Below are 25,725 nucleotides of genomic sequence, written 5' to 3' on the forward strand. Positions count from 1 at the left end.
CATCCTCAGGCGGCGCGGGGCGATAGGCCCTGCATATCAATGGAAGGAACGTGTTGGCCGATCAGTTCGGCCAGCACTTGGGCGCTGCCACAGGCCAGGGTGAAACCCAGTGCACCATGGCCCAGGTTCAGCCACAGGTTGCGGTAGACGCTCGCGCCAATCAGCGGCACACCGGTCGGGGTGGCCGGGCGCATACCGGCCCACTCCACTGCGTGGGCATAATCGCCGGCCAGCGGAAACGTCTCCAGGGCTTGGCGTTTTATCAGCGCCAGGCGCTTGGGTTCGAGGCTGGCGTCAAAGCCGACGATGTCCACCATGGCCGCGACCCGCAGTTGTTCACCGATACGCGCGTAGACGATCTTGCGGTCATAGTCGGTGATGCTCACGTTCGGCGCCTGGTGTTGCGCGCCAATCGGCACGCTGAGGCTGTAGCCCTTGAGCGGGTACAGCGGCAACGGCACGCCCAACTCGGCGCTGCGATACCCGGCCGCCAGCACCAGGTGTTCGACCGGCATTACTTCATCCCCTATCTCGATAGCCTGTACCGCGCCCTCGGCATGGCGAATCCTGGTGACTTTGCGCCCCAACAAAAAGGTGCAACGCCCCGACGCTTGCAGCCGCGCCGCTAATCGCTGGCAGAAGGCATGACAATCGGCGACCTCTTCATTGGGCGTATAGATCCCGCCGACAAATCCACCGCCCGCCAGCGCTGGCTCCAGGCGCGCGCAATCGGCGGCAGACAGCACCTGCTGTTGCAGGATATCAGTGACCTTGCTGCGCGCCTGTTCAAAGGACCTGGGGTTGCGAAAGGTCACCAGCTTGCCGTTGCGTCGCCAGTCGAAGCCGTCCAGGTGGTCGTCGTCGCGCCATTGCTGCAAGGTGTCCTGGCTCAGGGAGGCCAGGCGCAGCAGGTGCGCGGCATTGCGTTTGTTCACCGAGCCACGGCAGGCGCCCAGGAACGCCGCCATCCAGCGCCATTGCTGGGGGTCGAGGCGTGGGCGCAGCTTGAGCGGCGAGTCACCGCGCAGTAACCAGCCAATGGCTTGCAGCGGCACGCCAGCATCGGCCAACGGTGCCACGTAGCGATAGGACAATTGCCCGCCGTTGGCGAAACTGGTTTCGCTGCCCAGGGTCTCGCGCGCCTCGATCACCGTTACCTCGTGACCTGCACGCACCAACGCGTAAGCGCTGGCCAGACCAATCACCCCACCGCCAATGATGCACACCATCTTTGCCGCCCGCCGTTGAATCAAGAGGCCTCAAGCCTAGGGGCAGGTGACAGGCCACCGACAATGAATAAAGATGGACCACCTATAAACAAAGGTTATGGACTCGCTATGCGCTTGCGTCATATCGAAATCTTCCAGGCTATACGCCAGACCGGCTCCGTCAGCGCCGCCGCGCAATTGCTGCACGTATCGCAGCCCGCCGTCACCAAGGTGTTGCAGCACGCCGAATTGCAGCTGGGCTTCCCCCTGTTTCTGCGCGTGCGCGGCAAGTTGCAGCCCACGCCAGAAGCCCTGGCGCTGGAAAGCGAAGTCGAGAAAGTCACCGAAAGCCTGCAAGGCGTGCGCCGCCTGGCCAAGAGCCTGCGCCGTGCACCGGGCCAGAGTGTGCGCATCGGCGCGATCCCGGCGCTGGCCCTGTCGCTGCTGCCGCCGGCGATTCTGGAGTGGAAGCACGCCTACCCGGACATAGCTTGCGAACTGTCCAGCGATCATAGCCGCGAGCTGGTGCAGAAGCTGCTGATGCGTGAGATTGACTTGGCGCTGACGCTGAACTTCTCCGGCCATCCGGGGCTGACCACGCAGGTGCTGGCCAACGGTGTGTTGGTGGCATTGGCGTCCAGCGGCTATTGGTCTGAAGCCGAACTGAGCAGCCCCTTGGCCTTGGCTGACCTGGCGGGAGCGCCGCTGATTGGCCTTTCCAGCGCGGACCCACTGGCAGCGAAACTCGACAGCTACCTGGAAAATGTCGACCCACCGCCGCGCGTAACGATCTCGGTGCAGACCTACTCGCTGGCCCGCGCGATGGTCGAATCCGGCGCCGGCCTGACGGTCATCGATCCCTTCACCGCCCTCGGTGCATCGACCGCGACTACCTGCATTCGCACGCTGACCCCGCCGCTGCCGATCACCCTGTACGCCCTGACCCGCGCCGACGAACCACCGCCTCATATGTTGGCCAACCTGCTGGAGATCTTCGGCCAGCGCGCCCATGACCTGCTGCAACGCCTATAAAGCTATGAGCTGGCAAGCCGGCGCCTACAGCACGTAATGCATGATCGCCACAAAGTGCAGCAGGCTGCCGCCGATCACAAACAGGTGCCAGATGCCATGGGAATGGCGCAGGCGGTGTTCCAGGGCAAAGAAGATAATGCCGACGGTGTACAACACCCCGCCTGAAGCCAACCAGATAAACCCTGCCATACCCAGTGCCGCCATCAACGGCTTGACCGCCACCAGCACAATCCAACCCATCACCGCGTAGATCACGATCGACAGGATGCGCGCCTCGGAGCGCGGCTTGATCTCCTGCAGGATGCCGATCACCGCCAGCCCCCATACAATCCCGAACAGCGTCCAGCCCCATGGCCCGCGCAGCGTCACCAGGCAAAACGGCGTGTAGCTGCCGGCAATCAACAGGTAGATCGAAAAGTGATCGACCTTCTGCATGATCTCTTTTCGGCGCCCCTGCACGCTGTGGTACACGGTGGACGCGCTGTACAGCACCATCAAGGTAAAACCATAGATCGCCACGCTGACGATCTTCCAGGGGCTGCCGTCCAGGCTCGCCACCACCAACATCCACACGGCGCCAATACACGCCGCGATTGCACCGAGCAAATGGCTCCAGGCGTTGAAGCGTTCCCCGTGGTACATCTGTCACTGGCCTCCTGTAATCGTTAAGCACTGACCGGCAAGCGTCCGACCTTGCGCATAAGAGTGCAAGCGGCTTATGACGTTCCGAGGACGCCGTGCGGTTTTGCGGGCACAATCGACAGCATTCGAACAAGAGCCACGGCCATGCTGATCGACGAAGAATTCACCCTCAAGAAACTGGAAATCTTCCTGGCGTTCATGCGCACCGGCAACCTGGCCCGCGCCGCCGCCGAGCTGCAAACCAGTAACGTCAGCGTGCACCGCGCCATCCACTCGCTGGAAAACGCCCTGCGCTGCCCGCTGTTCAAACACGAAGGGCGCAACCTCACGCCGCTGGAAAGCGCCTACGTATTGGAAGAGCGCGCGCAAAAACTGGTTGCCGATGTGGTCGACAGCGTGCGCCTCACCCGCGAAGCCGCCGGTTTTTCCGCCGAGCGCTTCAAGCTCGGCTCGCTGTATTCGCTGACGGTGAAAACCGTGCCGCAATTGATCATGGGCCTGAAGATCCGCCGCAGCGAACTCAACATCGACCTGATCCTGGGCTCCAACTTCGACCTGCTCTACAAGCTCAAGAACATGGAAGTGGACGCGATCCTCATCTCCCTGGACGAACACGCCAACGACCCCGACTGCGAACAGATTGCGCTGTTTTCCGATGATATTTTCCTCGCCACCCCCGCCGATTCCCCCTTCGACCGCGAGCGCGAGATCGACCTTGCCGACGTGCGCGACGCGACCTTCATCACCCTCACCCAAGGCTTCGCCACGCACCAGGATGGCAATCGCGTATTCAAGCAGGCGGGGTTCGAGCCGAAGGTGGCGATGCAGGTCAATGACATCTTCACGCTGCTGAGCATGGTCAGCTCGGGCGTGGGTTATGCACTGCTGCCAGGTAGGATTGCGGCGGTGTATGAAAACCGCGTGAAGCTGATACCGCTGCAACCCAGGTATCGGTTGCAGCAGCATATTGGTGTGGTGTTCCTGAAGGCCAAGGAAAGGGACCCGAACTTGCTGGCGTTATTGGCGGAGTGTCGGATGTATGCCAATCGCCAAGCCTGAAAAACCGCTTTCGCGAGCAAGCCCGCTCCCACATTTTGACCGCATTCTCATGCTGGAACTCGGTCAAGTGTGGGAGCGGGCTTGCTCGCGAAGAGGCCCTAACTAGCAACACAAAGTCCAAACTTACCCAACCAACCCGCGCACGATGAAATAGAGCAACGAAGGCCCGAGCAGGCAACCCAGCCCGGTGTGGAACGTCGCCGTCAACGCGCCATACGGCACCAGCCGCCGATCCGTCGCCGCCAAGCCCGCCGTCACACCGCTCACCGTGCCGGCCAACCCACCAAACACCATTGCCGAACGCGGGTTATCCAAGCCCATCCAGCGCGCTGCGACCGGCGTGCCAACCATCACCAGAATCGCCTTGATCAACCCGGTGGCAATCGACAGCGCCATCACATCCGAGGTCGCGCCAATCGCCGCACCGGTCACCGGGCCGACGATATAGGTCACGGCACCCGCGCCAATGGTGGTCATGCTGATCGCATCGCGATAACCAAAGGCCCAGGCCATGCTTGCACCGACGATAAACGGCAGGATCGTGCCGAGCAGCAGTGCAATCACACCAATCATCCCGGCCTTGCGCGCCTCGGTGGCTTGCACTTCGAACGCGGTGGCGACGATGGCGAAATCCCGCAGCATCGCGCCGCCCATCAGGCCGATCCCGGAGAACAGCGCCAGGTCCGCCAGGCCTTTCTGGCCGCCGGTGATCGTGCCGCCGACCCAGGCCAGGACCAGGCCGATGACAATGGCAATCGCCGAGCCATGAATACGCCCGAAGGTCAGGCGCTTGGACAGCACCACCGAAATCCACATGACCACGCCAACGAAGGCAAACGCGGTAATCAGGCCGTTGTGTTCCAAACCTTTTTCAATGAGATCCCACATATCAGCGACCTCCTGCCGGTGCGATCAGCGGCTCTTCATCGGGCAGCGGTTCACCCTTGTGCGTGCGGCTGATCAGGGCGATGGTGCAACCACATACCACCACCGACCCGATCGCGGCGAGCACCGCCACCGGGCCGCCGTGCAGGGCGGTCACGACGTTTTGTTGCGCGGCCATCGCCACTACCACGGGGATGTACATGGCGCCCCAGAAGCCGACGCCCATTTCGCAATCCTTGGTCATGCCGCCGCGCTTTTGCATCCACAGGCGGGCGCAGATCAGCAGGATCATCGCGATGCCCACCCCGCCCACGTTGGATTTGACGCCCAGCAACACGCCAAGCATGTCGCCCATGATCACGCCCGCGAGCGTGCAGATCGCCAGCAATGCCACACCGTAGATAATCATTGTTGTTGTCCTCAAAGTGCTCGATCGAAATTGTTGTTGTTGTGCTTCGAAAGCCTTGGGTGCTGCTTTATCGATGGCGGCGTTCCTCCTCTTGCAGCAGGGCCTGCAAAGTGTCCAGGCGCGCGCCTTCGCAGGCGATCACCGTGCCTTGTTCAAACACCCGGCGCGACAGGCCGGTGAGCACCGCGCCCGGAGGCAGTTCGATTTGCAGGCGCACGCCGCGCTCGTAGGCGCTTTGCACGGTGCCGCGCCAGTCGACGATGCGACACATATTGAAGGCCAGGTCGTCGCGCAGTTGCTCGGGGTTGTGGATCGGCCGCGCACGGGTGCTGCTCAGGTAGGTGATGCGCGGCGCCTTGAGCGGCACGAAGGCTTGTGCCAAAGCCTGGGCTGGCTGCTCCAGCAATGCGCAATGAGACGGCACGCTGACGGCCAGGCGCTTGGCGATGCCGTTGCCTTTGATGCGACTGGCGACAAGCTTCATGGCTTTGTCGCTGCCGGCGATCACCGTCTGGTTGTCGGCGTTGATATTGGCCAGGTACACCGGAGTTTCGGGGCTGTGGATCTCGGCCAGCAGGTTTTCGACGGTGGATAACTCCGGGCCGATGATCGCGGTCATGCCGTAGCCCTGTGGATAAGCGTTTTGCATCAGCTCGCCGCGCAGGCTGACCAGTTTGAGGGCGTCGGCGAAATCCAGCGCACCGGCAATCACCGCTGCCGGGTAAGCACCGATGGACAGCCCTGCGACGTAATCCGGCGTGTGCTGCAGCAAGCGGGCGTAGGCCACGCCGGCGATCAGCAGGCAAAGCTGCACGGCGCGGGTACTCGCCAGGGCGTGCGCCGAATCCAATGCACGAACGTCTTCACCCAAGGCTTCGCTGGCGTGTTCCAACACATCGGCCGGCAACGCCTGGAGCATGCCGGGGCGTTGGGCGCCCTGGCCGGGGAAGACAAGAAGGCTGCTCATGCTACGGCCTGCCAAGGGTCGAGGACGAGGTGCGCACCGCTGACCGTTTTCAACAGCACCCGCCGCGATGGACCGGCCCATTCGCGCAGGGCGATAGCGCCGAAAGGTGTTTGCAGTTGCATATCCACAGCGCACGCGGCTTTGTCCAAGGCTGCCAGCAAGTCGCGTGCATCGTTGCGATCCAGCGGCTCGGGCGTGCGCAGAATCAGGTCCAGATCGCTCTGGGCATGCAGCGCTTCAATGCCCGTGGCCAGCTCAAAACCCGCGCTGCCGGTGATGCCCCAATTCAAGGGCGTCAGCACTGGCCGCAACTGTTCGAGCGCCTGCAAGGCCGGTAAGTCCCGTGTCGAGGCAACGTCACGCAGCGCTTCCGGCGTTACTCGCCGCTGCACCGCGGCAATCGGCATTTCGGCGGCAAACCGCTGCTCGCGCAAACGCCCGCGCACGCCTATCGCGACCCAGCCCGGCGTGACAGTGGCGCGACGCACCACCACCGTGCCTACTGCCTCCACCGCCCACGCCGGAGCGTCAGCAGGCAGATGCGCCGGGGTCATGCCCCAGAGCAAGTCGTGGGCGTTCACCATTGTTCCCGCAGCAGTTGGCGTACGTGGCTGGATGCGGCGCGGTTGGTCGCACCCAGGCGGCCGCTCAAGTCGGTGCTGCCAATATCCTTGATCGCACTCACCAGGCAATCGCTGACCCGCGCCACATCCTCCGGCGTGGGCTGTTCAATCTGGCTGACCGACAAGGTTTCCCACAGCAACCCCAGGCTGGCGTAACTGTCGATGTCGTAGGCCATGGGCGGCACGCTGGCGGCCAGGGCTTCCAACTCTTCAACGCTGCGCAGCGTCACGCGCGCGGCCGAGGCCTTGCCCATGGCGTGCACCATCACACCGGGATCGCGCAGGGCAATCAGGCGATTGGCTTGGTACCCATGAGCGAGAAACGCACCGGACATGGCCTTACCGACCAACAGCGCAATCACCGGGTGCCCCGCCAGACGCGCACGGGCATAGCTGTCGGCGGCGGCGGCCAAGGCCTGGTGGATGCCAAGGGCTTCTTCGCGCCGGCCATAGGCTTGGCTCGGTACATCGACGATGGCGATGATCGGGCGTTTATCGCCTCGGGCGATGGCTTCATCGACGGCCTTCGCCAGACCCCAGCCTTCCAGCAGGCCCACTTCGCCGTTGCGTGCGCGGGGGAAGCGGTTTTGCGCGTCGGTGACCACAGCGATATAGCGCACAGGCTGCTCACCCAGCACACCATCGGCGACTTTCAGCGAGTTGGGCAAACCCTCAACGGCCGTCGCTCCGGCGCTCAATGCGTTGAACCACTGCAAACCTCTCATGAGCGTTCTCCTTGATACAGCTCGCGCACTGTCGCCGGGTCGATCTGCGCCGTAGCGTCCAGTTCGGCCAAGCGCGCCAGGTAGTACGCGGCCTGGTGGCTGCGTTGTTGGGTGGGCAGGCCTTGTTGTAGTAATGCGCTGACGGTCTGTTGAATCTCGGCCACATCGTCAGCGACATAGCGATCGGCCAAGCCGCTGTTGAAGCGTTGCTCACCGCCGGTCAGGCTCCAGATGAAAGGCCGATCGCGGGAGTCGTACTCCTCAAGCCCCGCTTCCTGTTCGATGACTTGCGGGCCATTCAAACCCAGGCGTGCTTCGCGGGTGACAACAAGGTAACTGCACAATCCAGCCGCAATGGACATGCCGCCAAAGCAACCGACACTGCCCGCCACCACGCCGATCACCGGCTGGTGTTGGCGCAGGTCGACAATCGCCGCGTGGATATCGGCAATGGCGGCCAGGCCCAGGTTGGCTTCCTGCAGGCGCACACCCCCGGTTTCCAGCAGCAGCACCGCGCGGGTCGGGACGCCCTTACGGTTGTCTTCGGCGGCCAGTTCCAAGGCGCCAGCGATTTTTGCGCCGCCCACTTCGCCGAGACTGCCACCCTGGAAGTTGCCTTCGATGGCGGCAATGACGACAGGTTTGCCGTCGATGCTGCCCTTGGCGATCACCACACCGTCATCGGCCTGTGGCACCACGCCTTGGCGGCTGAGCCACGGCGACATGACGCGCTGGAACGGGTCGATCAATTCGCGGTAGGAGCCGGCGTCCAGCAACGCCTTGGCCCGCTGCCGAGCGCCCAGCTCAACGAAGCTGTGTTTGGCGAGTAAGTCAGTCATGGTCGATCTCCTCGAAACCCTGCTCCAGGCGCAAACGCACCACGCCGGGGGTGGCACCGAAATCGTGGATATCAATGTTCAACGCCGGTGGCGTCTGCTCCTGGAAGATGCGCTCGAACAGATGCTGCCAGCGTTGTTCGGCGCCATTCACCGAGGTTTGCACCTGGATGGTCAGCGTGCCCGGCGTGCCCGGTTCCAGCAGCACCTCCAGATCGCCCGAGCCGACGCAACCCACCAGCGTACGGCCTTTTGGCGGCTGCCCGGCAGGGAATTCAAAGGATAAGGTTTCCATCACAACGCTCCGTCGAGGCGGTCGATAAACAGGCAGGCGGCCAACAGGTCGGCGGCGCCGCCCGGGGAGGCATTCAGGGCCAGCAGTTGAAGGTCCAGCGCGTGCAGTTGGCGACGACCGCCGAGGGTTGCGCTGCCGCCTGCCTCCAGCACGGCCTGGGCGCCGCGTTGCATCGCGTAGAGGCCTTCGGTGCCAGCACGGTAGAGCACGCAGGTGTCGGCCAGGTCCGTCATGATCGCGAGCAAGGCGTCCAGGCGCGCGTTCTGTTCGCCGGCGTTTTGCTGGCGGCTTCGATGCAGCTGCGGCAAGCCGCGTTGCACCACGGACGGGAAGCCCAGCTGCGCTTCTTCACGAGCGCCGCGTGCGCCGTAACGTTGGGCGACTTGAGCACCGTGGCTCACGGGCTGCGGCGCGTAGCGGTCGTTGAGCAAGGCCAGTTTGGCTGCCGTCAGCGTGACGGCGCGAGGTTCCAGTGCCGCCGCTGCCGTGAGCAAACCAAGGGCCCAGATCGCACCGCGATGGGTGTTCACGCCGTTGGTGGTGGTCAACATTGCTTGCTCACCTTCACGGCCAATGCGCCCAAGGGCTTCACGCAGGGGCAAGCCGACTTCACCGAATTCAATCGCCGCCTCGGCCATTTCCTTGAACATCGGCCACAGTGACAACGCCGAGGCGTGCATCAGGCCCAGGTGCAAATCACTGTGGGCGCCGTTGCCACGCCGGTCCACCAGGGCGGGTTTGGGCGACAGGTCCGCTTCATCGATCAGCGCATCGACGGCCAGATCGGCCAGGCGATCCGCAAGGCTGAGTTCATGCAATTTAAGGGCGCGCATTTACCAGCTCCTGAATTTGGCGGGCGGGTTGTACAAGCCACCGGACCACTCCACCAGGTCGGCCACGCTCTTGGCGGCCAACAACTCGCGGGTGGCATCGGTGCGGCGGATGCCCAAGTCTTCGGGCAAGGCGATCAACCCTTCGCGGCGCATGCGCGCGGTGTCCTTGGGGTTGTGGCGCATGCCAATCGCCGTGACACCTGCGACGGCAGCGATCATCGCCTGGCGCTCTTCGAGTGAACGCGCTTTGTACAGGTAGGCAATGCCCTCTTCGGTGAGCAGGTGAGTGACGTCATCGCCGTAGATCATGATCGGTGCCAGCGGCATGCCGCTTTTGCGCGCGACCTCCACGGCATCGAGGGTGTCGACGAAGGTGGGTTTGCCGCCTTCCTGGAAGGTCTCGACCATTTGCACCACAAGTTTTTTGCCGCGCTCCAACAAGGCTTCGGGCGCATCGTCGTGGCGCATATCCAACCACGCCGGCGTGCCATGGCGGCGACCGCGCGGGTCGTGACCCATGTTCGGTGCGCCACCAAAACCGGCCAGGCGGCCACGGGTCACGGTAGAGGAATGGCCGTCACCGTCGACTTGCAGCGTCGCGCCGATAAACAGGTCCACCGCGTATTGGCCGGCGAGTTGGCAAAACATCCGGTTGGAGCGCATCGAGCCGTCGCGGCCGGTGAAGAACACATCCGGCCGTGCGGCGATGTAGTTCTCCATGCCCAGTTCGGTGCCGAAGCAATGCACGCTTTCCACCCAGCCGCTTTCAATCGCAGGGATCAGCGTGGGGTGCGGGTTGAGGGTCCAGTTGCGGCAGATCTTGCCCTTAAGGCCAAGGGATTCACCGTAGGTCGGCAGGATCAGCTCGATGGCGGCGGTGTTGAAACCGATGCCGTGGTTGAGCGACTGCACATTGTGTTTTTCGTAGATGCCACGGATTGCCATCATTGCCATCAGCACGTGCACCGGCTTGATGTGGCGCGGGTCGCGAGTGAACAGCGGCTCGATATAGAACGGCTTGTCGGCCACCACCACAAAATCCACCCAGCTCGCCGGGATATCCACACGCGGCAAATCGGTGACGTCATCCACCAACTGGTTGACCTGCACGATCACGATGCCATCGCTGAACGCGGCGGGCTCGATCAGCGCCGGGGTGTCTTCAGTGCTGGCGCCGGTGTAGATATTGCCGGCGCGGTCGGCCATAAATCCGGCGGAAAGCACCACGTTGGGGATCAGGTCCACCACCAGCCGCGCATAGAGTTCGATGTAGGTGTGGATCGCGCCGATTTCCAGCAGGCCGTCTTCGAGCAACTGGCTGATACGCAGGGATTGGGTGCCGGCGAAGGAGAAATCCAGCTTGCGGGCGATGCCTTTTTCAAACAGGTCCAGGTGCTCGGAACGGCCAACACTGGGCATGATCATGTGCAAGTCGTGGAGCTTGGACGGGTCGGCTTTGGCGAGGGAGCGCGAGAGGAAATCCGCCTGCTTCTGGTTATTGCCCTCCAACACCACACGGTCACCGGGCAGGATCAGCGCCTCAAGCGCCTCGACGATCCTGTCACTGGGCAACACCGCCCCGTCTGCGTATTTTTTGACCAGCCCGAGCCGCCGCTGCTTCTCGTCGCGCCGCCGCGTCCAGCGCGAGTCGGGGGTGATTGTTGTTGTCATGGTCGCTCCACGGGTTTGCTGTCGTGGGCTGTACCTTAGGAGTGATTCAGAGGGCCATCAATCAAGCTCGGCGGTGGATTATTACGGCTGGAGTAACGAAGTCCGTGCGAATGCTGATCGTGAGCCTGATGACATCAAAATGTGGGAGCTGGCTTGCCTGCGATAGCGGTGTGTCATCTGGCGATAAGTCGACTGGTACTCCGCCATCGCAGGCAAGCCAGCTCCCACATTTGATCGATGGTGTTGGTTAAATAGCGGTCCCAATCAGGGAACAATCAGTCCCTGTTTAGGACCGCTTCAAGAGGCTGGCGACGGGCTGACTTGCTCCAACGCTCTATCAACCAACAACTGCCCCAACTCCGCCATTTGCTGAATTCCGAGCATGACTGCGCGCTGGGAGGTGTCCAGGTCGAAAGCGAGATTGCAGGTCAGTGCGTTGAGGGAGGACAGGGTTTCGCTGGCGTTGACCAGCAGGGTTCCGGTGTTTTCGTGCGGGTTTACGGTGAAGAGCGGCCGATTGGGGGGTAGGTTCGGCCATGATGAAGCTCCTAAACAGTGAGTGAGGAGCGCCACCGCTCGCTTGCACGCGAATGAGGGTGGCGACCGTGCGCAGGTGTGCAAGACCGGGCCTGTTTAGGACACCCAGCAGGTCCGAAGACCTCCTGCGCGCAGCCGCCATAAAGCAGCGAGCACAATTCAGTGTGGGAGCGGGCTTGCTCGCGAAAGCGGTGGGTCAGCCAGCTATCAGTGACTGACCCACCGCTTTCGCGAGCAAGCCCGCTCCCATATTTGGAACTTCATAGGGATTTGAATAGGTGGGCAATCAAGCCAAGCCGGATTCAACCAAGAGCGCTTCGATGCCCATAAGGTCCGGCACCTTCGCCACATGCTCGCCCACCTGCACCGCCGCCAGCTCCAGCGGGCACAGCGGCACGTCCACGTAGCTCAATTCACTATCAAGCTTGTACGACCGTGGAATGCCCTGGATCACCAGCGCAATAAACTTCAGCGTCGGCCGCCCGCCCAACGCGTTCAACACCACTATCCGCGAGCGTTCGCCGGTCACGCTGGCTTCACCGCACACCGCTTCAAAGCTGATCAGCGGGATTTGCCTGTCGCGCCAGGTCACTTGCCGCAAATACCACGGCGGTGCATCGCTGGCCGGTTCGCCGCGCTGGAAGTCGATCAGTTCGGCGATGGCGACATTGGGCAGCACCAGGTGGCGGTCGGCCAGGGGCAGCAGCAGGCCGGTGAGTTGGCTGGTGCGGTGGTCAAGCATGGGACTTGCTCCAGTAGGCGATGCTTTCGAGCAGCACCGATTCCTGGTACGGCTTGCCGAGGTAGTCATTCACGCCGATGGCCATGGCGCGGTCGCGGTGTTTCTGGCCGGTGCGCGAGGTGATCATGATGATCGGCAGGCGCATGAGCCGGGGGTCGTTGCGCACTTGGGTGGCGACTTCGAAGCCGTCCATGCGCGGCATTTCGATGTCGAGCAACATCAGGTCCGGGCTGTGCTCTTCCAGCACGGCGAGGGCGTCGATGCCGTCTTTGGCGGTGAGCACGTTCATGCCGTTGCGCTCCAACAGGCGGCTGGTGACTTTGCGCACCGTGACGGAGTCGTCCACCACCAGCACCAGCAACGGGCGCTTTTTCAACGGGTCGTTGAGGATCAGTGGCGCGTCGACCGACTGGGCCGGCAAGGCCGGCTGGCGTGCGCGAATATGCGCGAGCAAATCGATGATCAGCACCACGCGACCGTCGCCCAGAATCGTCGCGCCCGACAGGCCCTGCACGCCGGCAAACTGCGGCCCCAGGCCCTTGACCACGATTTCCCGCGTGCCGGCCATGGCGTCCACATGGATCGCCACGCGCCGCTCGTTGCACTGCACCAAGAGCACCGGCACCGGCTGGTACTGGCCCAGCAGTTTCGGACGGCTGACGGTGTGCAGCAGGTCGCCCAGGTAGAACAGCTCGTAACGCTGGCCGGCATATTCATAACTCGGCGGATCCTGCTGATAGTGCCCCGCCAGCTCATGGGGCAGCACCCGCACCAGGCCTTCGATGGTGTTGAGCGGAATCGCGTACTGGTCATCCGCACATTGCACCATCAGCGCGCGGTTGACCGACACGGTGAACGGCAAGCGAATACGGAAATGCACACCCTCGCCCGGCGTCGAGTCAATGACCATCGAGCCGCCAAGCTGACGCACTTCCTCATGCACCACGTCCATGCCCACGCCGCGCCCGGAAATCTGCGTGATCTTTTCCGCCGTGGAGAAGCCCGGCTGTAGGATGAACTGCAACACGTCGCGGTCGCTGATCTCTTGATGCGGGGCGAGCAAGCCACGCTTGATCGCCTTGCGCCGCACGGCCTCCAGCGGCACACCGGCGCCGTCGTCGCGCATGTCGAAAACGATGTCGCCGCCTTCGTGGGTCAAGTCCAGGGTGATGCGGCCTTTCTCGGGCTTGCCGGCCAGCAGCCGTGCATCGCGGGACTCCAGGCCGTGGTCGACGGCGTTGCGCAGCATGTGCTCCAGCGGCGCGGCCATGCGCTCCAGCACGTTGCGGTCCATCTCGCCCTCGGCGTTGCCGACGATGAATTCCACGTCCTTGCCCAGCTCACCCGCCACCTGGCGCACGATGCGCTTGAGGCGCGGCAGCATGCGCTCGAACGGCACCATGCGCGTGCGCATCAGGCCTTCCTGCAACTCGGTGTTGATGCGCGCCTGTTGCTGCAACAGGTCGTGGGCGTCTTCGTTGCGGCGCTCAAGGGTGTCCTTGAGGTCGAGCAGGTCAGAGGCGGATTCGGACAACGCGCGAGACAGTTGCTGCAACTGCGAATGACGGTCCATTTCCAGCGGGTCGAAGTCTTCATAGCCCAGGCGCTCGGCCTCGACTTGCTGGCGGCTGAGGATGCGGCCCTGGGTTTCGGTGTCGAGGCGACGCAGTTGATCGCGCATGCGCTCAATCGTAGTTTCCACTTCGGTCAGGGCGATGCGTGCGTCGTTGACTTGCTGTTCGATGCGGCCACGGAAGATCGAGGTTTCACCGGCCAGGTTGACCAGGTCGTCGAGTAGCTCGGCAGAGATCTTCACCATGTCGGCCATCGGATCGACGACGGCCTCCGCCTTGCCCGCCGGCAACGCTAATGGCGTCACGGGCTCATCGCTCGGGTGCACCAGGCTTTTGATGCGCTCGATGAGCTTGTCCACCGAGCCGACCGGCAAGCCGTCCGCCACCGCGTCGATCATCTGCGCCAGGCGATCATGGCAGCCTTGCAGCAACGCGAACAACTCCGGGGATGGCGCGAGCAATCCGGCAGACAGGCCTTCATAGAGAAATTCCAGCTCATGGGCCAGGTCGCCAATGGGCGCAATCTCGACCATGCGCGCGCCGCCCTTTAGGGTGTGCAAGTCGCGCAGCAGGGTTTCCACCTCCTGGCGATTGCCGGGCTCGGCCTGCCAACGCGACAGCGCCGCACTGGAACTGTCGAGAATGTCGGCAGCCTCTTCGAGGAAGATATCCAGCAACTCGGGGTCGGCGCCGGACGTTGGCGGCGCAGTAGCCGGTGCAGCAGGCGCAGTGGCTTGACGCAACACCCGGACCTTGGCGATCAGCTCGGCGCTGTCACTCAGGGGCTGGTGCTGCTGCAGTTCTTCCAGCTGCAACGCGAGCAGCTCATGGCAGGCCATCAGTACCAGGGACAGTTCGGCGGAGTAACTGTAGCGGCGGTCCACCAACCCTTCGTACAGGCATTCCAACTCATGGGCCAAGTCGCCAATCGGGCCGATTTCGGCCATGCGCGCACCGCCCTTGAGGGTGTGCAGATCGCGCTGCAATGATGACAACGGCGCGGCGTTGTCGGGCTCCAGCAACCAGCGCTTGAGCGATTGCCCGGCGCTGTCGAGGATGTCCACGGCCTCTTCGAGGAAGATCTCGACGATCTCGTCGTCCATCGCGGTGGCCTGATCCAACTGCTGTGTGGCGGCGCCCAGCTCGGAAATGCTCAGCACCCGGCTGCCGTCGCTTTTGATCAGGCCGGTGGCGGACGGGTCGAGGGCTTCATCCAGCAGTTCGCGCAGGGCGTCGACCCGTGCCGGCGCGGGGCTGACTTCCTGGCCAGCGGCCAGTTGGTCGAGCATGCTGATCAGTGCTTCATGGGCGTGTTCGGCCTCATGGAAAAACCGCTCGCTCACTGCCAGGCTGCTCTCCTCCACCGCGCCATAGAGGTCGAGCAGGGCTTCGCAGAGTTCGTCGATGGCGTGCAGGTCGGCGACGTGCGCGCCTTCCCCCAGGGTGGTCAATTCGTCGAGCAGCGCGGTGAGCTCCTGGCGTTCGCCGGGATGCTGTTGCCAGCGGCGCAACAGGCTTTCGGCGTCGAGCAGAATGTCCATGCCCTGGGCCAGGAAGTTGGCGATCAGTTGCGGGTCGCGCTTGATGCGCAGGCCGGTGTTCGGGGCGTCGAGCAAGGCTTCAAGCTGGTCGTCCAGCAGGCTTTGGGTACGGTTGATCAGGTCCTGTGCGCCCCTGATGGGCGCCAGGGGGTCGCCATCCAGGTCACGCAGCCCGCGCTGGAACAGGCCCTCGGCTTCGAGCAGCAACTCCACTTCGTCCAGGTCGAGCGGCAGGCGATGGGCCTTGTACTCGCGGGTCAGGTGGTCGAGCGGGCGCGCCAGCTCGGCAATGGGCAGCACGCCAGCCATGTAGGCGCTGCCCTTGAGGGTGTGCAGGGCGCGTTGCAGTTCATCGCTGACTTGCAGCGGCACATGCTCGGCGGCCTGTTGCAGGAAGTGATTGAGGCTGTCCAGATGGCTTTGGGCTTCGTTGCGGAAGATCTCCAGGAGCATCGGGTCATGAGGCTCAACGGCCGCTACCTGTGTACCGCTGGCCAAAGCGTGGGCACGGGCTGCCAGGGCATCGACCTCATCGCGCTGGCGCTGGTCGTCGGTGGCGAAGTCGGCGATCAGCTCCGGCAGCAGGGCCACCGCTTCATCCAGCACCTGTTGCACCTCGGGGCCCAGGGCCACGCTGCGTTCCAGTACGCGGTTGAGCAGGTTTTCCACCGCCCAGGCCAGCTCGGCCAGGACCAGGGCGCGGACCATGCGGCCGCTACCCTTGAGGGTGTGGAAGGCACGGCGCATTTCGCCCTGAGCGGTTTTGTCCGCGCTGTTGGGCAGGTGCCGGTGCAGCACCTCTAGGACCTCGTCGGTCTCTTCGAGGAAGACCTCGCGCAGTTCATCGTCGATGGGCTCTTCGTTGGCCGGTGGCGGCAGCAGGCTGCCAGGGCGCTGCAAGGCCGGCGGGTTTAGCCGCGACGTGGGGCTGGCCAGCGCATCGAACTGCGACTGGCTCGGCGCGACCTCCGCCGCCAATGCTCCATCCGGTGCAACCAGGGCTTGGCGCCAGGGTTTCTCGGCAGGCAGGTAACCCAGCGCCGCCAGGCCTTGGGTGGCCAGTTCCAGCACCCGTTCACCTGCGGCATCGGGGTCTTGGAGCATGCGTTCGAGGTAATACTCCAGGCTGCTAATCACGTCGGCGAAATGCGCCAGCTGCATCTCGGACGGCGGCGCGTCGCTGCCCATCAACTGTTCGTCGACGTAGTCCGTACAACCACGCATCAGGCTTGCCGCGCGGGGCAAAGGGATCATCGCCAGGGCGCCACGTACTTGGCTCAGCAGCTCCGGCAGGGACTCGAGCCGCTGGCGGTCCCAGTCGGCTTCAATACAGTCGATCACCAGTTCTTTGGCTGGCTTGAGGCACTGGCAGGATTCGCGGATCACCAGTTGGTGGATCTGGGTCAGGTCGGTGGTGGGCAGGCGGCTGTCTTCGCGGCTTTCCGGCTCGACGGTGCCGACCATGCCCGCCAGTGTGGCCTCGACGTAGAGCAACGCGCCGGCGACGTCCATCAGCACCGCATCGTTCGGCTCGCGTTGGCCCTGGGCCAGGCTCAGCACCACGGCAAGCTGGTCGATGATGACTTTACGCGGCTGGCCGAAGCCAAGTACCGCCAGGGTGTCGGCGATCTGCCGCAGCGGTGCCAGCAGTGCATCAAGGTCGCGGGTGTGCTGACGGTCGCTGCGTACGAACAAGTCGAGACGCTCCTTGACCCGCACCAGTTCTTCACACAACGCCCCCAGCACCGAGCCCATGGCGTTGCGGTCCGGTCCGGCCAGGCGTGCGCGTTCGGCATCGACCACCGCGCTGTCGGGCAAGGCTTCATCCAGGCCGTAGCGTTCCTTGAGGCTTTGCATGCGCGGCGTCGGCCGGGTGACCTTGGCCACATAGAACAGCAGGCTCTTAAGCAATTCATCCGGCGCCGGCTGGTTGATCCCGCCGATGCCCTGGGCCAGCAGGCGTTTGAGTTGCTTGTCACTGGCCTTGAGCAGGCTGCGCAGCGCCGGGCTGTTGGCGATCACGCCAGTCAGCATGCCTTCGACCAGCGCCGAGGTGACTTGCCACAACGGCAACAACGGTGCGCCCTGGCACAAGGCTTCGAGGCGCGCGAACACCCGCGCCATGTCTTCCAGGTTGCTGGGGCCATGGTCTTCGCGCAGCAGCCCGGCGAGCGCTTGTTGCAGCAGTTGGTGCCACTGGCGCAATTGCTCTTTCAGGTCGGGCGCCGCGCGTTGGGCCAGGACTTCATCGAGCAGCGGCGCAATCGCCAGCAGTTGGGGACTGAACAGGCTGGTCTCCGACAGCAGGCTTTCACCACGGGCACTGCGCAGGTCGTTGAGCAGCGGCAACACCACCAGCGGCAGGTCACGGCGGGCGCTGTGCACACGGTCCAGGTAGAGCGGCAATTGGTTGAGGGCCTGTTGCAGCAGACGGATGCCTTCGTCGCGCTGGCTCACATGACCGGCTTGCAGGGCCAGGGCCAGTTCTTCGACTTCCTCGGCGAGCAGGGCCGCGCCGTAGAACTCGACCATTTGCAACGCGCCATGCACTTGGTGGATAGCGCCCAGGCACTCGCTGATGGCATCGCTGTCGCCGGTTTCGACGTAGGCGTCCAGCGCCGAACGGGCCTGTTTCAGGGTTTCGGCAATGTCGCCCTTGACCCATTCGAGGGCCACGTAGTCGTGCCGATCAACCATAACTGCTCCGCTTAGAATTCATGGGTTGCTGATGTTGCAGATATACCAAAACCAATGGATATCTAATGTGGGAGCGGGCTTGCTCGCGAATGCGGTGGGTCAGTTAATAGAGTAGGTGACTGATACACCGCATTCGCGAGCAAGCCCGCTCCCACATTTGGATAGCATTTCAATCTTCCGGCTGCTTGGCAGGTGGAAGTGTGAAACCCGACACCGACCGGCGCAGTTGGCTGGCCATTTTTGCCAGGTTGCCGATGCTTTCGGCGGTGGCCGTGGAGCCCGACGAGGTCTGGGTGGTGATCTGTTGGATCACGTTCATGGTCAGCGATATCTGCCCGGCCGATGAAGTCTGTTGCTGCGCTGCGTTGGAGATGCTCTGGATCAGCGCCGCCAGGGTCTTCGACACGCCTTCGATCTCTTCCAACGCCACCCCGGCGTCCTGGGCCAGCCGCGCGCCGCGCACCACTTCGGTGGTGGTCTGCTCCATGGAGATGACCGCTTCGTTGGTGTCGGCCTGGATCGCCCGCACCAGCGTTTCGATCTGCCGGGTGGCCGCAGACGAACGTTCGGCCAGACGCTGCACTTCATCGGCCACCACCGCAAAGCCGCGTCCGGCGTCACCGGCCATGCTCGCCTGGATCGCGGCGTTGAGGGCGAGGATGTTGGTCTGGTCGGCAATGTCGTCGATCAGGCTGACGATATCGCCGATCTCCTGGGACGACTCACCCAGGCGCTTGATGCGCTTGGCAGTGTCCTGGATCTGCTCGCGAATGTTGTCCATGCCGTGGATGGTGTTATGCACCACCTCGTTGCCCTTGTTGGCGATTTCCACCGAGCGCTCTGCCACCGCCGAGGACTCGGCAGCGTTGGCCGAAACCTGGTCGATGGACTGGGCCATCTGGTTGATCGCCGTGGAGGCTTCGGCAATCTGCTGGGCCTGGTGCTCCGACGCTTGGGCCAGGTGCATGGCGGTGGCCTGGGTGTCCTGCACGGCGCCGGCGACTTGCCCGGCGGTGAGGTTGATGGTGGCGACCAGGTCGCGCAACTGGTCGACGGAATAGTTGATGGAGTCGGCGATGGTGCCGGTGAAGTCTTCGGTCACCGAGGCCGTCACGGTGAGGTCGCCGTCGGCCAGGTCTTCGATTTCATCCAGCAGGCGCATGATCGCATTCTGGTTGCGCTCGTTCTTCTCGGCGGTCTCGTGCAGTTGGCGGTTGGTCTCGCGCACCATCACCAGGCCGATCAGGATGATCGAGGTCAGCGCCAGCAAGCCCAGCACATAGCCGCCGATGGTGTCGAAGCTTCGCCCGCTGGCCAGGTTTTCGAACCCGGTGGCCAGGTGCGAGGCTTCATCGAGCAGGGTTTGCGACAGGTTGAAGATATTGCTCGCCGAGGCGCGCACCTGGAACAACTGTGGCGAGGTCTCGAGGATCTCGTCCACGGAGCCGGAGACAAACTCGAACAGCTCGGCGATTTCCGCCAAACGCGCGCGGGCGTCGCGGTCTTCGACCTGGGTGATGCGCAGGCCGGGGTTGCCCTGGAGCATGCCGTTGAGCACCTGGCCGAAGCGGTTGGCGTCACGGCCAAAGGCATCGGCGGCCTGCACGGCGGTTTCGTCGCCGGCGAGTACGGTGTTCACCGCGCCAAGGATACGTTCGGCCAACAGTGACTGACGCTGGGCCAGCGCCACCTGGCTGGCCGGAGCGCCGCGCTGCAGGAGGATGTCGACGACCTTTTCCGATTCCATCTGCAACTGCGGCACGGTTTCGGCCAACGTCGCGGCGACCTGATGCAAGGACAGCACGGTCTGTTCGCTGGCGAGGATCGCGTCGGTATTTTTCAGCAGCGCTTCCCAGTCGGTCTGCACCGCGCGCATTTCGGCGCGCACCGCGTTGGGTGCGGCAGGCAGGCCGGTTTCCGGGTCACCTTTTTTCAGGTAGCCCCAACGCTGGGCGAAATCGTTGCGCGCATCGCCCAGCAGCTTGAACGCCGCAGCCTTGCCGGCGGCGGCTTCGGTGGCGTTCTTGGCGATACGCTGGGACAGCACGCGCAGCTCACCGGCGTGACCGATGTACTGTTTGTCATAGGTGGACTGGGTGTTGAGGTACGCAAAGTTGGCGAACAGCAACATGATGAACACGATGAGTGCGATGAACAGCACGATGATCTGCGAGCGGCTGCGTGAGCCGGCCTGGGGTTTTGGCGGGGTAACGGTGGTCATGCGGCAACATCCATGAAGCCTGGGGCCTGGGCCAGGGCGAAGGGGCTGAAGACCTGCCATTGCTGGTCGCTGTCGAACTGGCCCTGGATAAACGGCGCACCGGGCGCGGCGCTCGCCAGCAGTGCGTCTTGTGCGAAATGCTGCATTCCCACCACCTCATCGACCAGCAGCCCGACAAACAAGTCGTTGAATTCCACCACCAATACACGCCGCTGCTTACGCGCCTTGGACAGTTCCAGGCCGAGAAACCCGCCGAGGTCCATCACCGGCAGCAAACGCCCACGCAGGTTGGCCACGCCCTTGACCCACGGTTTGACCCCGGGCATCAAGGTGCAGCGCGGCTCATGCAGGACTTCGGCGACTTCGCCCATGGGCGCCACATACCAGTGCTGGCCCAGGCGAAAGCCAATCCCGCTCCAGCGTTGCAGGCGGGTTTCCTGGGATGGCAGGTCAGCGGCCAGCAGGCGGCAGCGCCGATCGATGTCCAGCAGCAACTCGAAGGCGGTTTGCGACTCGGTCATGATGGCGAACCGTCAGCCGGCCAGCACCTTGTTCAGGGTGGCGATCAGCGTTTCTTCGTCCACCGGCTTGGTCAGGTAATCCTTGGCGCCCTGGCGCGCGCCCCAGATCTTGTCGGTTTCCTGGTCTTTGGTGGTGATGATGATGATCGGGATGCCGTTGGTTTCGGGCTCTTTGGACAGCTGGCGCGTGGCCTGGAAGCCATTGAGGCCCGGCATCACGATGTCCATCAACACGGCATCGGGTTTTTCCTGGCGGGCCAGGGCCACGCCGTCCGCGCCGTTTTCGGCCTTGAGGACCTGGTGGCCATGCTTTTCCAGCATGCCGGTCAGTTTGTACATTTCGGTCGGCGAATCGTCGACGATCAGAACACGTGCCATGGTTTTCCCCACTACATAGGTGGACGCCAGCCCTTGTGAGGCGGTGTCAGTGTGCTTGTTCTACTGCGGCGAACCCCGGCACGTAGGCCTTGATCGCGCCCAGCAGTTCTTCCTTGCTGAAAGGCTTGGTCAAAAACTGATCGACACCGACGATGCGCCCCTTGGCCTTGTCGAACAGGCCATCCTTTGACGACAGCATGATCACCGGGATCGACTTGAACGCCGGGTTGTTCTTCACCAGCGCGCAGGTCTGATAGCCATCCAGGCGCGGCATCATGATGTCGACAAAAATAATGTGCGGGTGATGATCAACAATCCGGGCCAGGGCATCGAAACCGTCGATGGCCGTGATGACATCGCACCCCACATTCTTCAACAAGGTTTCAGCGGTGCGGCGGATCGTCTTCGAATCGTCGATCACCATCACTCTCAAGGCGTTGGAATGCTGTTCCATATCTGCTCTGCCATCGCCACCGCGAATCGGTTTTCGGTGTGTACTGCCTGATGTTGCACAGGATGAGCGCCGCAAGCCTTGGAATTCAAGGGCTGCTACGCCGTGGCAGTCTTTTTAGCACAGTCTCCGGACGCAATCTATCGAGCAACCGGCCAGGTGGTTTTTCCTTGACCCACAACAGCCACAGCGCCACTCTGACGCCACTTTTATGCGCCCTAATTTGCTAGAGGAAATCCCCCATGAGCGTTCGCGTCGGCATTGTCATGGACCCTATCGCCAGCATCTCCTATAAAAAGGACAGCTCGCTGGCCATGCTCCTGGCCGCCCAGGCCCGCGGCTGGACGCTGTTCTATATGGAGCAGCGCGACCTTTACCAGGGTGACGGCGAGGCCCGCGCACGCATGCGTCCGCTGCAGGTGTTTGCCAACCCGCAGAAGTGGTTCGAGCTGTCGGACGAAATCGACAGCCCGCTGAGCGATCTGGACGTGATCCTGATGCGCAAGGACCCGCCGTTCGACATGGAGTTCGTCTACTCCACCTACCTGCTGGAACAGGCCGAACGCGCCGGCGTGTTGATCGTCAACAAGCCGCAGAGCCTGCGCGACTGCAATGAAAAGCTGTTCGCCACCCTCTTCCCGCAGTGCACCCCGCCCACCGTGGTCAGCCGCCGCGCCGATGTGCTGCGTGAATTCGCTGCCAAGCACGGCGATGTGATCCTCAAGCCGCTGGACGGCATGGGCGGTACCTCGATCTTCCGCCACCGCGCCGGCGACCCGAACCTGTCGGTGATCCTGGAGACCCTGACGGCCCTGGGCACCCAGCAGATCATGGGCCAGGCCTACCTGCCGGCGATCAAGGACGGCGACAAGCGCATCCTGATGATCGACGGCGAGCCGGTGGATTACTGCCTGGCGCGCATCCCGGCAGCCGGCGAGACCCGCGGCAACCTGGCGGCCGGTGGTCGTGGTGAAGCCCGCCCTCTGTCGGACAAGGACCGTTGGATTGCCGCCCAGGTTGGCCCGACCCTGCGCGAAAAAGGCCTGCTGTTCGTGGGGTTGGATGTGATTGGCGAGAATCTCACCGAAATCAACGTCACCAGCCCTACCTGCATCCGCGAGATCGACAACGCATTTGGCACGAACATCGGCGAAATGTTGATGGCTGCCATTGAGCGCAAGCTACAAGCCAAGTGACATAGAACAGCCGGACACACACCAACATTGCGTTATCATGCGCCACCTGTGAAACGCGCGATGTTGGTTTTTTTGTCATGACACTCCCGTCCGAACTGCCCCCCGAACTCTCCCACAGCGGCGTGCGCCCGGCTGATCGGCTCGGATTTACCCTTTTCCTCGCTGCACTGATTCACCTGGCCGTGATCCTCGGCGTTGGGTTCACAATGGTTGAACCCAAGCAGATCAGCAAAACCCTGGAAATCACCCTCGCCACGTTCAAGAGCGAAAAGAAGCCCGAGAAGGCTGACTTTCTCGCCCAGGACAACCAGCAAGGCAGCGGCACCCTCGACAAGAAAGCCGTGCCCAAGACCACCGAGGTGGCGCCGTTCCAGGACAACAAGGTCAACAAAGTCACGCCGCCACCGGCCCCCAAGCCCGAGGTCAAGCAGGCAGCGCCCAAGGCCGCCGTGACCACCGTCGCGCCCAAACCGCAAAAAGCCCCGACCCAGCGTGAAAAAACCAAGACCGAGCCCGTGCCCGAGCCCGTGAAGCCGGCGCCGACCTTCGACAGCTCGACGCTGACCGATGAAATCTCCAGCCTGGAAGCCGAACTGGCCAACGAACAGCAGCTGTACGCCAAGCGCCCGCGCATCTACCGGCTGAACGCCGCCTCGACCATGCGCGACAAAGGTGCCTGGTATAAGGACGAGTGGCGCAAGAAGGTCGAACGTATCGGCAACCTCAACTACCCGGATGAGGCACGCCGCCAGCAGATTTATGGCAATTTGCGCTTACTGGTGTCGATCAACCGCGACGGCACGTTATATGAGGTGCAGGTGCTGGAGTCGTCCGGCCAGCCTTTGCTGGACCAGGCCGCCCAGCGCATCGTGCGCCTGGCCGCCCCCTTTGCGCCGTTCAGCGGCGACTTGAATGACGTCGATCGCCTGGAAATCATCCGCACCTGGAAGTTCGCCAGGGGCGACCGGCTGTCCAGCAACTGATACACCTGCCGGCTCCTACAGGCAGGGTGTTCGACATGAAAGGTAGCCTTGTCGTGCATCACCAGCTTGTCAGTTCGCCCCTCCGCCGCCACACTAGCGGACATGAAAAATGTCAGCCCGACCTACCTCAAGCACCAATTCCTGATCGCCATGCCCCATATGGCCGACCCGAACTTTGCGCAGACCTTGACCTACATCGTCGAGCACACCGCCAAGGGTGCCATGGGGTTGGTCATCAACCGCCCGCAAGAGCTGAACCTGGCGGACATCCTTGAGCAACTGCGCCCCGAGATCGACCCGCCCGCCCGTTGCCAGGGCGTGCCGATCTACATCGGCGGCCCGGTGCAGACTGATCGCGGCTTTGTGCTGCACCCCACCGGGCCGAAGTTCCAGGCCACGGTCGACTTGGAAGGCGTGTCGCTGTCCACGTCCCAGGACGTGCTGTTCGCCATCGCGGACGGCGTGGGCCCTGAGCAAAGCGTGATCACACTCGGCTATGCGGGCTGGGAAGCCGGGCAGTTGGAAGCCGAACTGGCCAGCAATGCCTGGCTGACCTGCCCCTTCGACGCCGAAATCCTGTTCAACACCCCCAGCGAACTGCGCCTGGAAGCCGCTGCGGCCAAGCTGCGGGTGAACCTCAGCCTGCTGACCAGCCAGGCGGGGCACGCCTGATGGCTTTGCGTCTGATCCTTGGTTTTGATTACGGCACCAAACAGATCGGCGTAGCCGTCGGCCAGGTGATTACCGGCCAGGCGCGCGAGCTGTGCACCCTGAAGGCGCAGAACGGCATACCGGACTGGAACCAGGTCGAAGCCCTCATCAAGGAATGGAAGCCCGATGCCGTGGTGGTCGGCCTGCCCCTGAACATGGACGGCACCCCCAGCGACATGTGCCTGCGCGCCGAAAAATTCGCCCGCCGCCTCAATGGCCGCTACAACCTGCCCTTCTATACCCACGATGAACGCCTGACCACCTTTGAAGCCAAGGGTGAGCGTCGCGACCGTGGTGGCCAGAAAGGCAGCTACCGCGACAACCCCGTGGACGCCATCGCCGCCGCGCTGCTGTTGCAGGGCTGGCTGGATGAGAACACTGCCTTATTTGAATCCTGACTGACGCGGCTTGCCGCGTCTTTTTACGTTTGAGCCCGGACCTTGCCTGCGCGAGGCCTAGAAGGAGCACCCATGAGCCTGCCCAATCCCGCCGAACTGATCAGCCAGATGGCCACAAGCCTCACGGCCCATCTGCAACACCGCAACATCAGCGAGCCGCGCTTCATCGGCATTCGCACCGGTGGTGTGTGGGTGGCCCAGGCATTGCTGGAAGCACTGGGCAGCGACTCGCCCCTTGGCACCCTGGATGTGTCCTTCTACCGCGATGATTTCAGCCAGAACGGCCTGCATCCACAAGTGCGCCCGTCGGCGCTGCCGTTCGAGATCGAAGGCCAGCACCTGGTGCTGATCGACGACGTGCTGATGAGCGGCCGCACCATCCGCGCCGCCATGAACGAACTGTTCGACTACGGCCGCCCGGCCAGCGTGACCCTGGTGTGCCTGCTGGACCTGGACGCCGGCGAATTGCCGATCAGCCCGGATGTGGTCGGCGCCACACTGTCGCTGCAAGCCCACCAACGGGTAAAATTGTCCGGTCCCACGCCGCTCGAACTCGAACTGCAAGACCTCGCCCTTTAAACCGCCTTGTA

25 protein-coding genes are annotated in these 25,725 nt (G+C 63.2%); 7 read left to right on the forward strand and 18 right to left on the reverse strand.

Annotated features, from left to right (window positions below; translation table 11 throughout):
- Positions 1-5: 5 nt before the first annotated feature.
- Positions 6-1,229: a D-amino acid dehydrogenase gene (locus KUA23_RS28135; RefSeq protein ID WP_252993174.1), complete on the reverse strand. Its 1,224-nt coding sequence runs from the start codon at positions 1,227-1,229 to the stop codon at positions 6-8.
- A 108-nt stretch (positions 1,230-1,337) separates the two neighbouring features.
- Between KUA23_RS28135 and KUA23_RS28140 the strand changes: the two genes are divergently transcribed.
- Positions 1,338-2,240 carry a LysR family transcriptional regulator gene (locus tag KUA23_RS28140; RefSeq protein ID WP_252993175.1) on the forward strand — a complete coding sequence of 301 codons (903 nt, stop codon included), beginning with the start codon at positions 1,338-1,340 and terminating at the stop codon, positions 2,238-2,240.
- A 24-nt stretch (positions 2,241-2,264) separates the two neighbouring features.
- On the opposite strand, the gene trhA is transcribed toward KUA23_RS28140, so the two are convergent.
- Complete coding sequence (gene trhA / locus KUA23_RS28145; RefSeq protein WP_078050540.1) at positions 2,265-2,882, reverse strand: PAQR family membrane homeostasis protein TrhA; 618 nt, start codon at positions 2,880-2,882, stop codon at positions 2,265-2,267.
- A gap of 144 nt (positions 2,883-3,026) precedes the next feature.
- Here trhA and KUA23_RS28150 point away from each other — a divergent pair, with 144 nt between their 5' ends.
- Positions 3,027-3,941, forward strand: a complete 915-nt coding sequence (locus KUA23_RS28150; protein WP_100491958.1) for a LysR family transcriptional regulator — start codon at positions 3,027-3,029, stop codon at positions 3,939-3,941.
- Between the two features lie 123 nt (positions 3,942-4,064).
- On the opposite strand, the gene madM is transcribed toward KUA23_RS28150, so the two are convergent.
- From madM to pilG, 16 genes are all read right to left on the reverse strand, one after another.
- Positions 4,065-4,829 carry a malonate transporter subunit MadM gene (gene madM / locus KUA23_RS28155; RefSeq protein WP_010207194.1) on the reverse strand — a complete coding sequence of 255 codons (765 nt, stop codon included), beginning with the start codon at positions 4,827-4,829 and terminating at the stop codon, positions 4,065-4,067.
- Position 4,830: 1 nt separating this feature from the next.
- The gene (gene madL, locus KUA23_RS28160) at positions 4,831-5,235 is read right to left on the reverse strand and encodes a malonate transporter subunit MadL (RefSeq protein WP_034109908.1); all 405 of its coding nucleotides are present in this window, start codon (positions 5,233-5,235) and stop codon (positions 4,831-4,833) included.
- Positions 5,236-5,302: 67 nt separating this feature from the next.
- Complete coding sequence (mdcH, locus tag KUA23_RS28165; RefSeq protein WP_099493112.1) at positions 5,303-6,202, reverse strand: malonate decarboxylase subunit epsilon; 900 nt, start codon at positions 6,200-6,202, stop codon at positions 5,303-5,305.
- Entirely contained in the window at positions 6,199-6,786 is a 588-nt protein-coding gene (locus tag KUA23_RS28170) for a malonate decarboxylase holo-ACP synthase (RefSeq protein ID WP_252993176.1), read from the reverse strand. The genes mdcH and KUA23_RS28170 overlap by 4 nt, the downstream gene beginning before the upstream one ends.
- Positions 6,780-7,550: a biotin-independent malonate decarboxylase subunit gamma gene (mdcE, locus tag KUA23_RS28175; RefSeq protein ID WP_028618286.1), complete on the reverse strand. Its 771-nt coding sequence runs from the start codon at positions 7,548-7,550 to the stop codon at positions 6,780-6,782. The genes KUA23_RS28170 and mdcE overlap by 7 nt, the downstream gene beginning before the upstream one ends.
- Positions 7,547-8,389 (reverse strand): biotin-independent malonate decarboxylase subunit beta, encoded by an 843-nt coding sequence (locus KUA23_RS28180; protein ID WP_252993177.1) that lies wholly within the window; start codon positions 8,387-8,389, stop codon positions 7,547-7,549. Before KUA23_RS28180 ends, mdcE begins: the two co-directional genes overlap by 4 nt.
- On the reverse strand, positions 8,382-8,681 hold the full coding sequence (locus tag KUA23_RS28185; RefSeq protein WP_252993178.1) for a malonate decarboxylase subunit delta: 300 nt from the start codon (positions 8,679-8,681) through the stop codon (positions 8,382-8,384). Before KUA23_RS28185 ends, KUA23_RS28180 begins: the two co-directional genes overlap by 8 nt.
- Positions 8,681-9,514 (reverse strand): triphosphoribosyl-dephospho-CoA synthase, encoded by an 834-nt coding sequence (locus KUA23_RS28190; protein ID WP_038849449.1) that lies wholly within the window; start codon positions 9,512-9,514, stop codon positions 8,681-8,683. Before KUA23_RS28190 ends, KUA23_RS28185 begins: the two co-directional genes overlap by 1 nt.
- A complete protein-coding gene (mdcA, locus tag KUA23_RS28195) occupies positions 9,515-11,185 on the reverse strand; it encodes a malonate decarboxylase subunit alpha (protein WP_038849452.1) in 1,671 nt (556 codons plus the stop codon).
- A gap of 297 nt (positions 11,186-11,482) precedes the next feature.
- Entirely contained in the window at positions 11,483-11,758 is a 276-nt protein-coding gene (locus tag KUA23_RS28200) for a DUF6124 family protein (protein ID WP_252993179.1), read from the reverse strand.
- A gap of 250 nt (positions 11,759-12,008) precedes the next feature.
- A complete protein-coding gene (locus tag KUA23_RS28205) occupies positions 12,009-12,464 on the reverse strand; it encodes a chemotaxis protein CheW (RefSeq protein WP_078050548.1) in 456 nt (151 codons plus the stop codon).
- Entirely contained in the window at positions 12,457-18,276 is a 5,820-nt protein-coding gene (locus KUA23_RS28210; RefSeq protein ID WP_252993180.1) for an Hpt domain-containing protein, read from the reverse strand. Before KUA23_RS28210 ends, KUA23_RS28205 begins: the two co-directional genes overlap by 8 nt.
- A gap of 169 nt (positions 18,277-18,445) precedes the next feature.
- Positions 18,446-20,497 carry a methyl-accepting chemotaxis protein gene (locus KUA23_RS28215; RefSeq protein ID WP_078050550.1) on the reverse strand — a complete coding sequence of 684 codons (2,052 nt, stop codon included), beginning with the start codon at positions 20,495-20,497 and terminating at the stop codon, positions 18,446-18,448.
- Positions 20,494-21,018: a chemotaxis protein CheW gene (locus KUA23_RS28220; RefSeq protein WP_078050551.1), complete on the reverse strand. Its 525-nt coding sequence runs from the start codon at positions 21,016-21,018 to the stop codon at positions 20,494-20,496. The genes KUA23_RS28215 and KUA23_RS28220 overlap by 4 nt, the downstream gene beginning before the upstream one ends.
- Before the next feature lie 12 nt (positions 21,019-21,030).
- On the reverse strand, positions 21,031-21,396 hold the full coding sequence (gene pilH / locus KUA23_RS28225; protein ID WP_014720320.1) for a twitching motility response regulator PilH: 366 nt from the start codon (positions 21,394-21,396) through the stop codon (positions 21,031-21,033).
- A gap of 46 nt (positions 21,397-21,442) precedes the next feature.
- Positions 21,443-21,850: a twitching motility response regulator PilG gene (gene pilG, locus KUA23_RS28230; protein WP_010564379.1), complete on the reverse strand. Its 408-nt coding sequence runs from the start codon at positions 21,848-21,850 to the stop codon at positions 21,443-21,445.
- A gap of 239 nt (positions 21,851-22,089) precedes the next feature.
- Here pilG and gshB point away from each other — a divergent pair, with 239 nt between their 5' ends.
- The 5 genes from gshB to pyrR all read left to right on the forward strand — a co-directional run bounded on the left by gshB (position 22,090) and on the right by pyrR (position 25,714).
- On the forward strand, positions 22,090-23,043 hold the full coding sequence (gshB, locus tag KUA23_RS28235) for a glutathione synthase (RefSeq protein WP_100491949.1): 954 nt from the start codon (positions 22,090-22,092) through the stop codon (positions 23,041-23,043).
- Between the two features lie 77 nt (positions 23,044-23,120).
- The gene (locus KUA23_RS28240; RefSeq protein ID WP_078050553.1) at positions 23,121-24,026 is read left to right on the forward strand and encodes an energy transducer TonB; all 906 of its coding nucleotides are present in this window, start codon (positions 23,121-23,123) and stop codon (positions 24,024-24,026) included.
- A 102-nt stretch (positions 24,027-24,128) separates the two neighbouring features.
- Entirely contained in the window at positions 24,129-24,698 is a 570-nt protein-coding gene (locus KUA23_RS28245; protein WP_078050554.1) for a YqgE/AlgH family protein, read from the forward strand.
- A complete protein-coding gene (gene ruvX, locus KUA23_RS28250) occupies positions 24,698-25,135 on the forward strand; it encodes a Holliday junction resolvase RuvX (RefSeq protein WP_005792259.1) in 438 nt (145 codons plus the stop codon). Before KUA23_RS28245 ends, ruvX begins: the two co-directional genes overlap by 1 nt.
- A gap of 72 nt (positions 25,136-25,207) precedes the next feature.
- Positions 25,208-25,714 (forward strand): bifunctional pyr operon transcriptional regulator/uracil phosphoribosyltransferase PyrR, encoded by a 507-nt coding sequence (gene pyrR, locus KUA23_RS28255; protein ID WP_016976043.1) that lies wholly within the window; start codon positions 25,208-25,210, stop codon positions 25,712-25,714.
- Positions 25,715-25,725 lie beyond the last annotated feature (11 nt).

This window comes from Pseudomonas pergaminensis (genome assembly GCF_024112395.2).
Taxonomy (GTDB): Bacteria; Pseudomonadota; Gammaproteobacteria; order Pseudomonadales; family Pseudomonadaceae; genus Aquipseudomonas; species Aquipseudomonas pergaminensis.

Excerpts from the sequence above, each read along its gene's own strand:
- pyrR (WP_016976043.1), top strand. The coding sequence starts at position 25,208 with ATGAGCCTGCCCAATCCCGCCGAACTGATCAGCCAGATGGCCACAAGC.
- KUA23_RS28245 (WP_078050554.1), top strand. The coding sequence starts at position 24,129 with ATGAAAAATGTCAGCCCGACCTACCTCAAGCACCAATTCCTGATCGCC.
- KUA23_RS28220 (WP_078050551.1), bottom strand. The coding sequence starts at position 21,018 with ATGACCGAGTCGCAAACCGCCTTCGAGTTGCTGCTGGACATCGATCGG.
- KUA23_RS28170 (WP_252993176.1), bottom strand. The coding sequence starts at position 6,786 with ATGGTGAACGCCCACGACTTGCTCTGGGGCATGACCCCGGCGCATCTG.
- madM (WP_010207194.1), bottom strand. The coding sequence starts at position 4,829 with ATGTGGGATCTCATTGAAAAAGGTTTGGAACACAACGGCCTGATTACC.
- KUA23_RS28150 (WP_100491958.1), top strand. The coding sequence starts at position 3,027 with ATGCTGATCGACGAAGAATTCACCCTCAAGAAACTGGAAATCTTCCTG.
- KUA23_RS28140 (WP_252993175.1), top strand. The coding sequence starts at position 1,338 with ATGCGCTTGCGTCATATCGAAATCTTCCAGGCTATACGCCAGACCGGC.
- mdcA (WP_038849452.1), bottom strand. The coding sequence starts at position 11,185 with ATGACAACAACAATCACCCCCGACTCGCGCTGGACGCGGCGGCGCGAC.
- pilH (WP_014720320.1), bottom strand. The coding sequence starts at position 21,396 with ATGGCACGTGTTCTGATCGTCGACGATTCGCCGACCGAAATGTACAAA.
- KUA23_RS28135 (WP_252993174.1), bottom strand. The coding sequence starts at position 1,229 with ATGGTGTGCATCATTGGCGGTGGGGTGATTGGTCTGGCCAGCGCTTAC.
- gshB (WP_100491949.1), top strand. The coding sequence starts at position 22,090 with ATGAGCGTTCGCGTCGGCATTGTCATGGACCCTATCGCCAGCATCTCC.
- trhA (WP_078050540.1), bottom strand. The coding sequence starts at position 2,882 with ATGTACCACGGGGAACGCTTCAACGCCTGGAGCCATTTGCTCGGTGCA.
- mdcH (WP_099493112.1), bottom strand. The coding sequence starts at position 6,202 with ATGAGCAGCCTTCTTGTCTTCCCCGGCCAGGGCGCCCAACGCCCCGGC.
- KUA23_RS28185 (WP_252993178.1), bottom strand. The coding sequence starts at position 8,681 with ATGGAAACCTTATCCTTTGAATTCCCTGCCGGGCAGCCGCCAAAAGGC.
- KUA23_RS28180 (WP_252993177.1), bottom strand. The coding sequence starts at position 8,389 with ATGACTGACTTACTCGCCAAACACAGCTTCGTTGAGCTGGGCGCTCGG.
- pilG (WP_010564379.1), bottom strand. The coding sequence starts at position 21,850 with ATGGAACAGCATTCCAACGCCTTGAGAGTGATGGTGATCGACGATTCG.
- madL (WP_034109908.1), bottom strand. The coding sequence starts at position 5,235 with ATGATTATCTACGGTGTGGCATTGCTGGCGATCTGCACGCTCGCGGGC.
- KUA23_RS28240 (WP_078050553.1), top strand. The coding sequence starts at position 23,121 with ATGACACTCCCGTCCGAACTGCCCCCCGAACTCTCCCACAGCGGCGTG.
- KUA23_RS28215 (WP_078050550.1), bottom strand. The coding sequence starts at position 20,497 with ATGACCACCGTTACCCCGCCAAAACCCCAGGCCGGCTCACGCAGCCGC.
- KUA23_RS28205 (WP_078050548.1), bottom strand. The coding sequence starts at position 12,464 with ATGCTTGACCACCGCACCAGCCAACTCACCGGCCTGCTGCTGCCCCTG.
- KUA23_RS28190 (WP_038849449.1), bottom strand. The coding sequence starts at position 9,514 with ATGCGCGCCCTTAAATTGCATGAACTCAGCCTTGCGGATCGCCTGGCC.
- mdcE (WP_028618286.1), bottom strand. The coding sequence starts at position 7,550 with ATGAGAGGTTTGCAGTGGTTCAACGCATTGAGCGCCGGAGCGACGGCC.
- KUA23_RS28210 (WP_252993180.1), bottom strand. The coding sequence starts at position 18,276 with ATGGTTGATCGGCACGACTACGTGGCCCTCGAATGGGTCAAGGGCGAC.
- ruvX (WP_005792259.1), top strand. The coding sequence starts at position 24,698 with ATGGCTTTGCGTCTGATCCTTGGTTTTGATTACGGCACCAAACAGATC.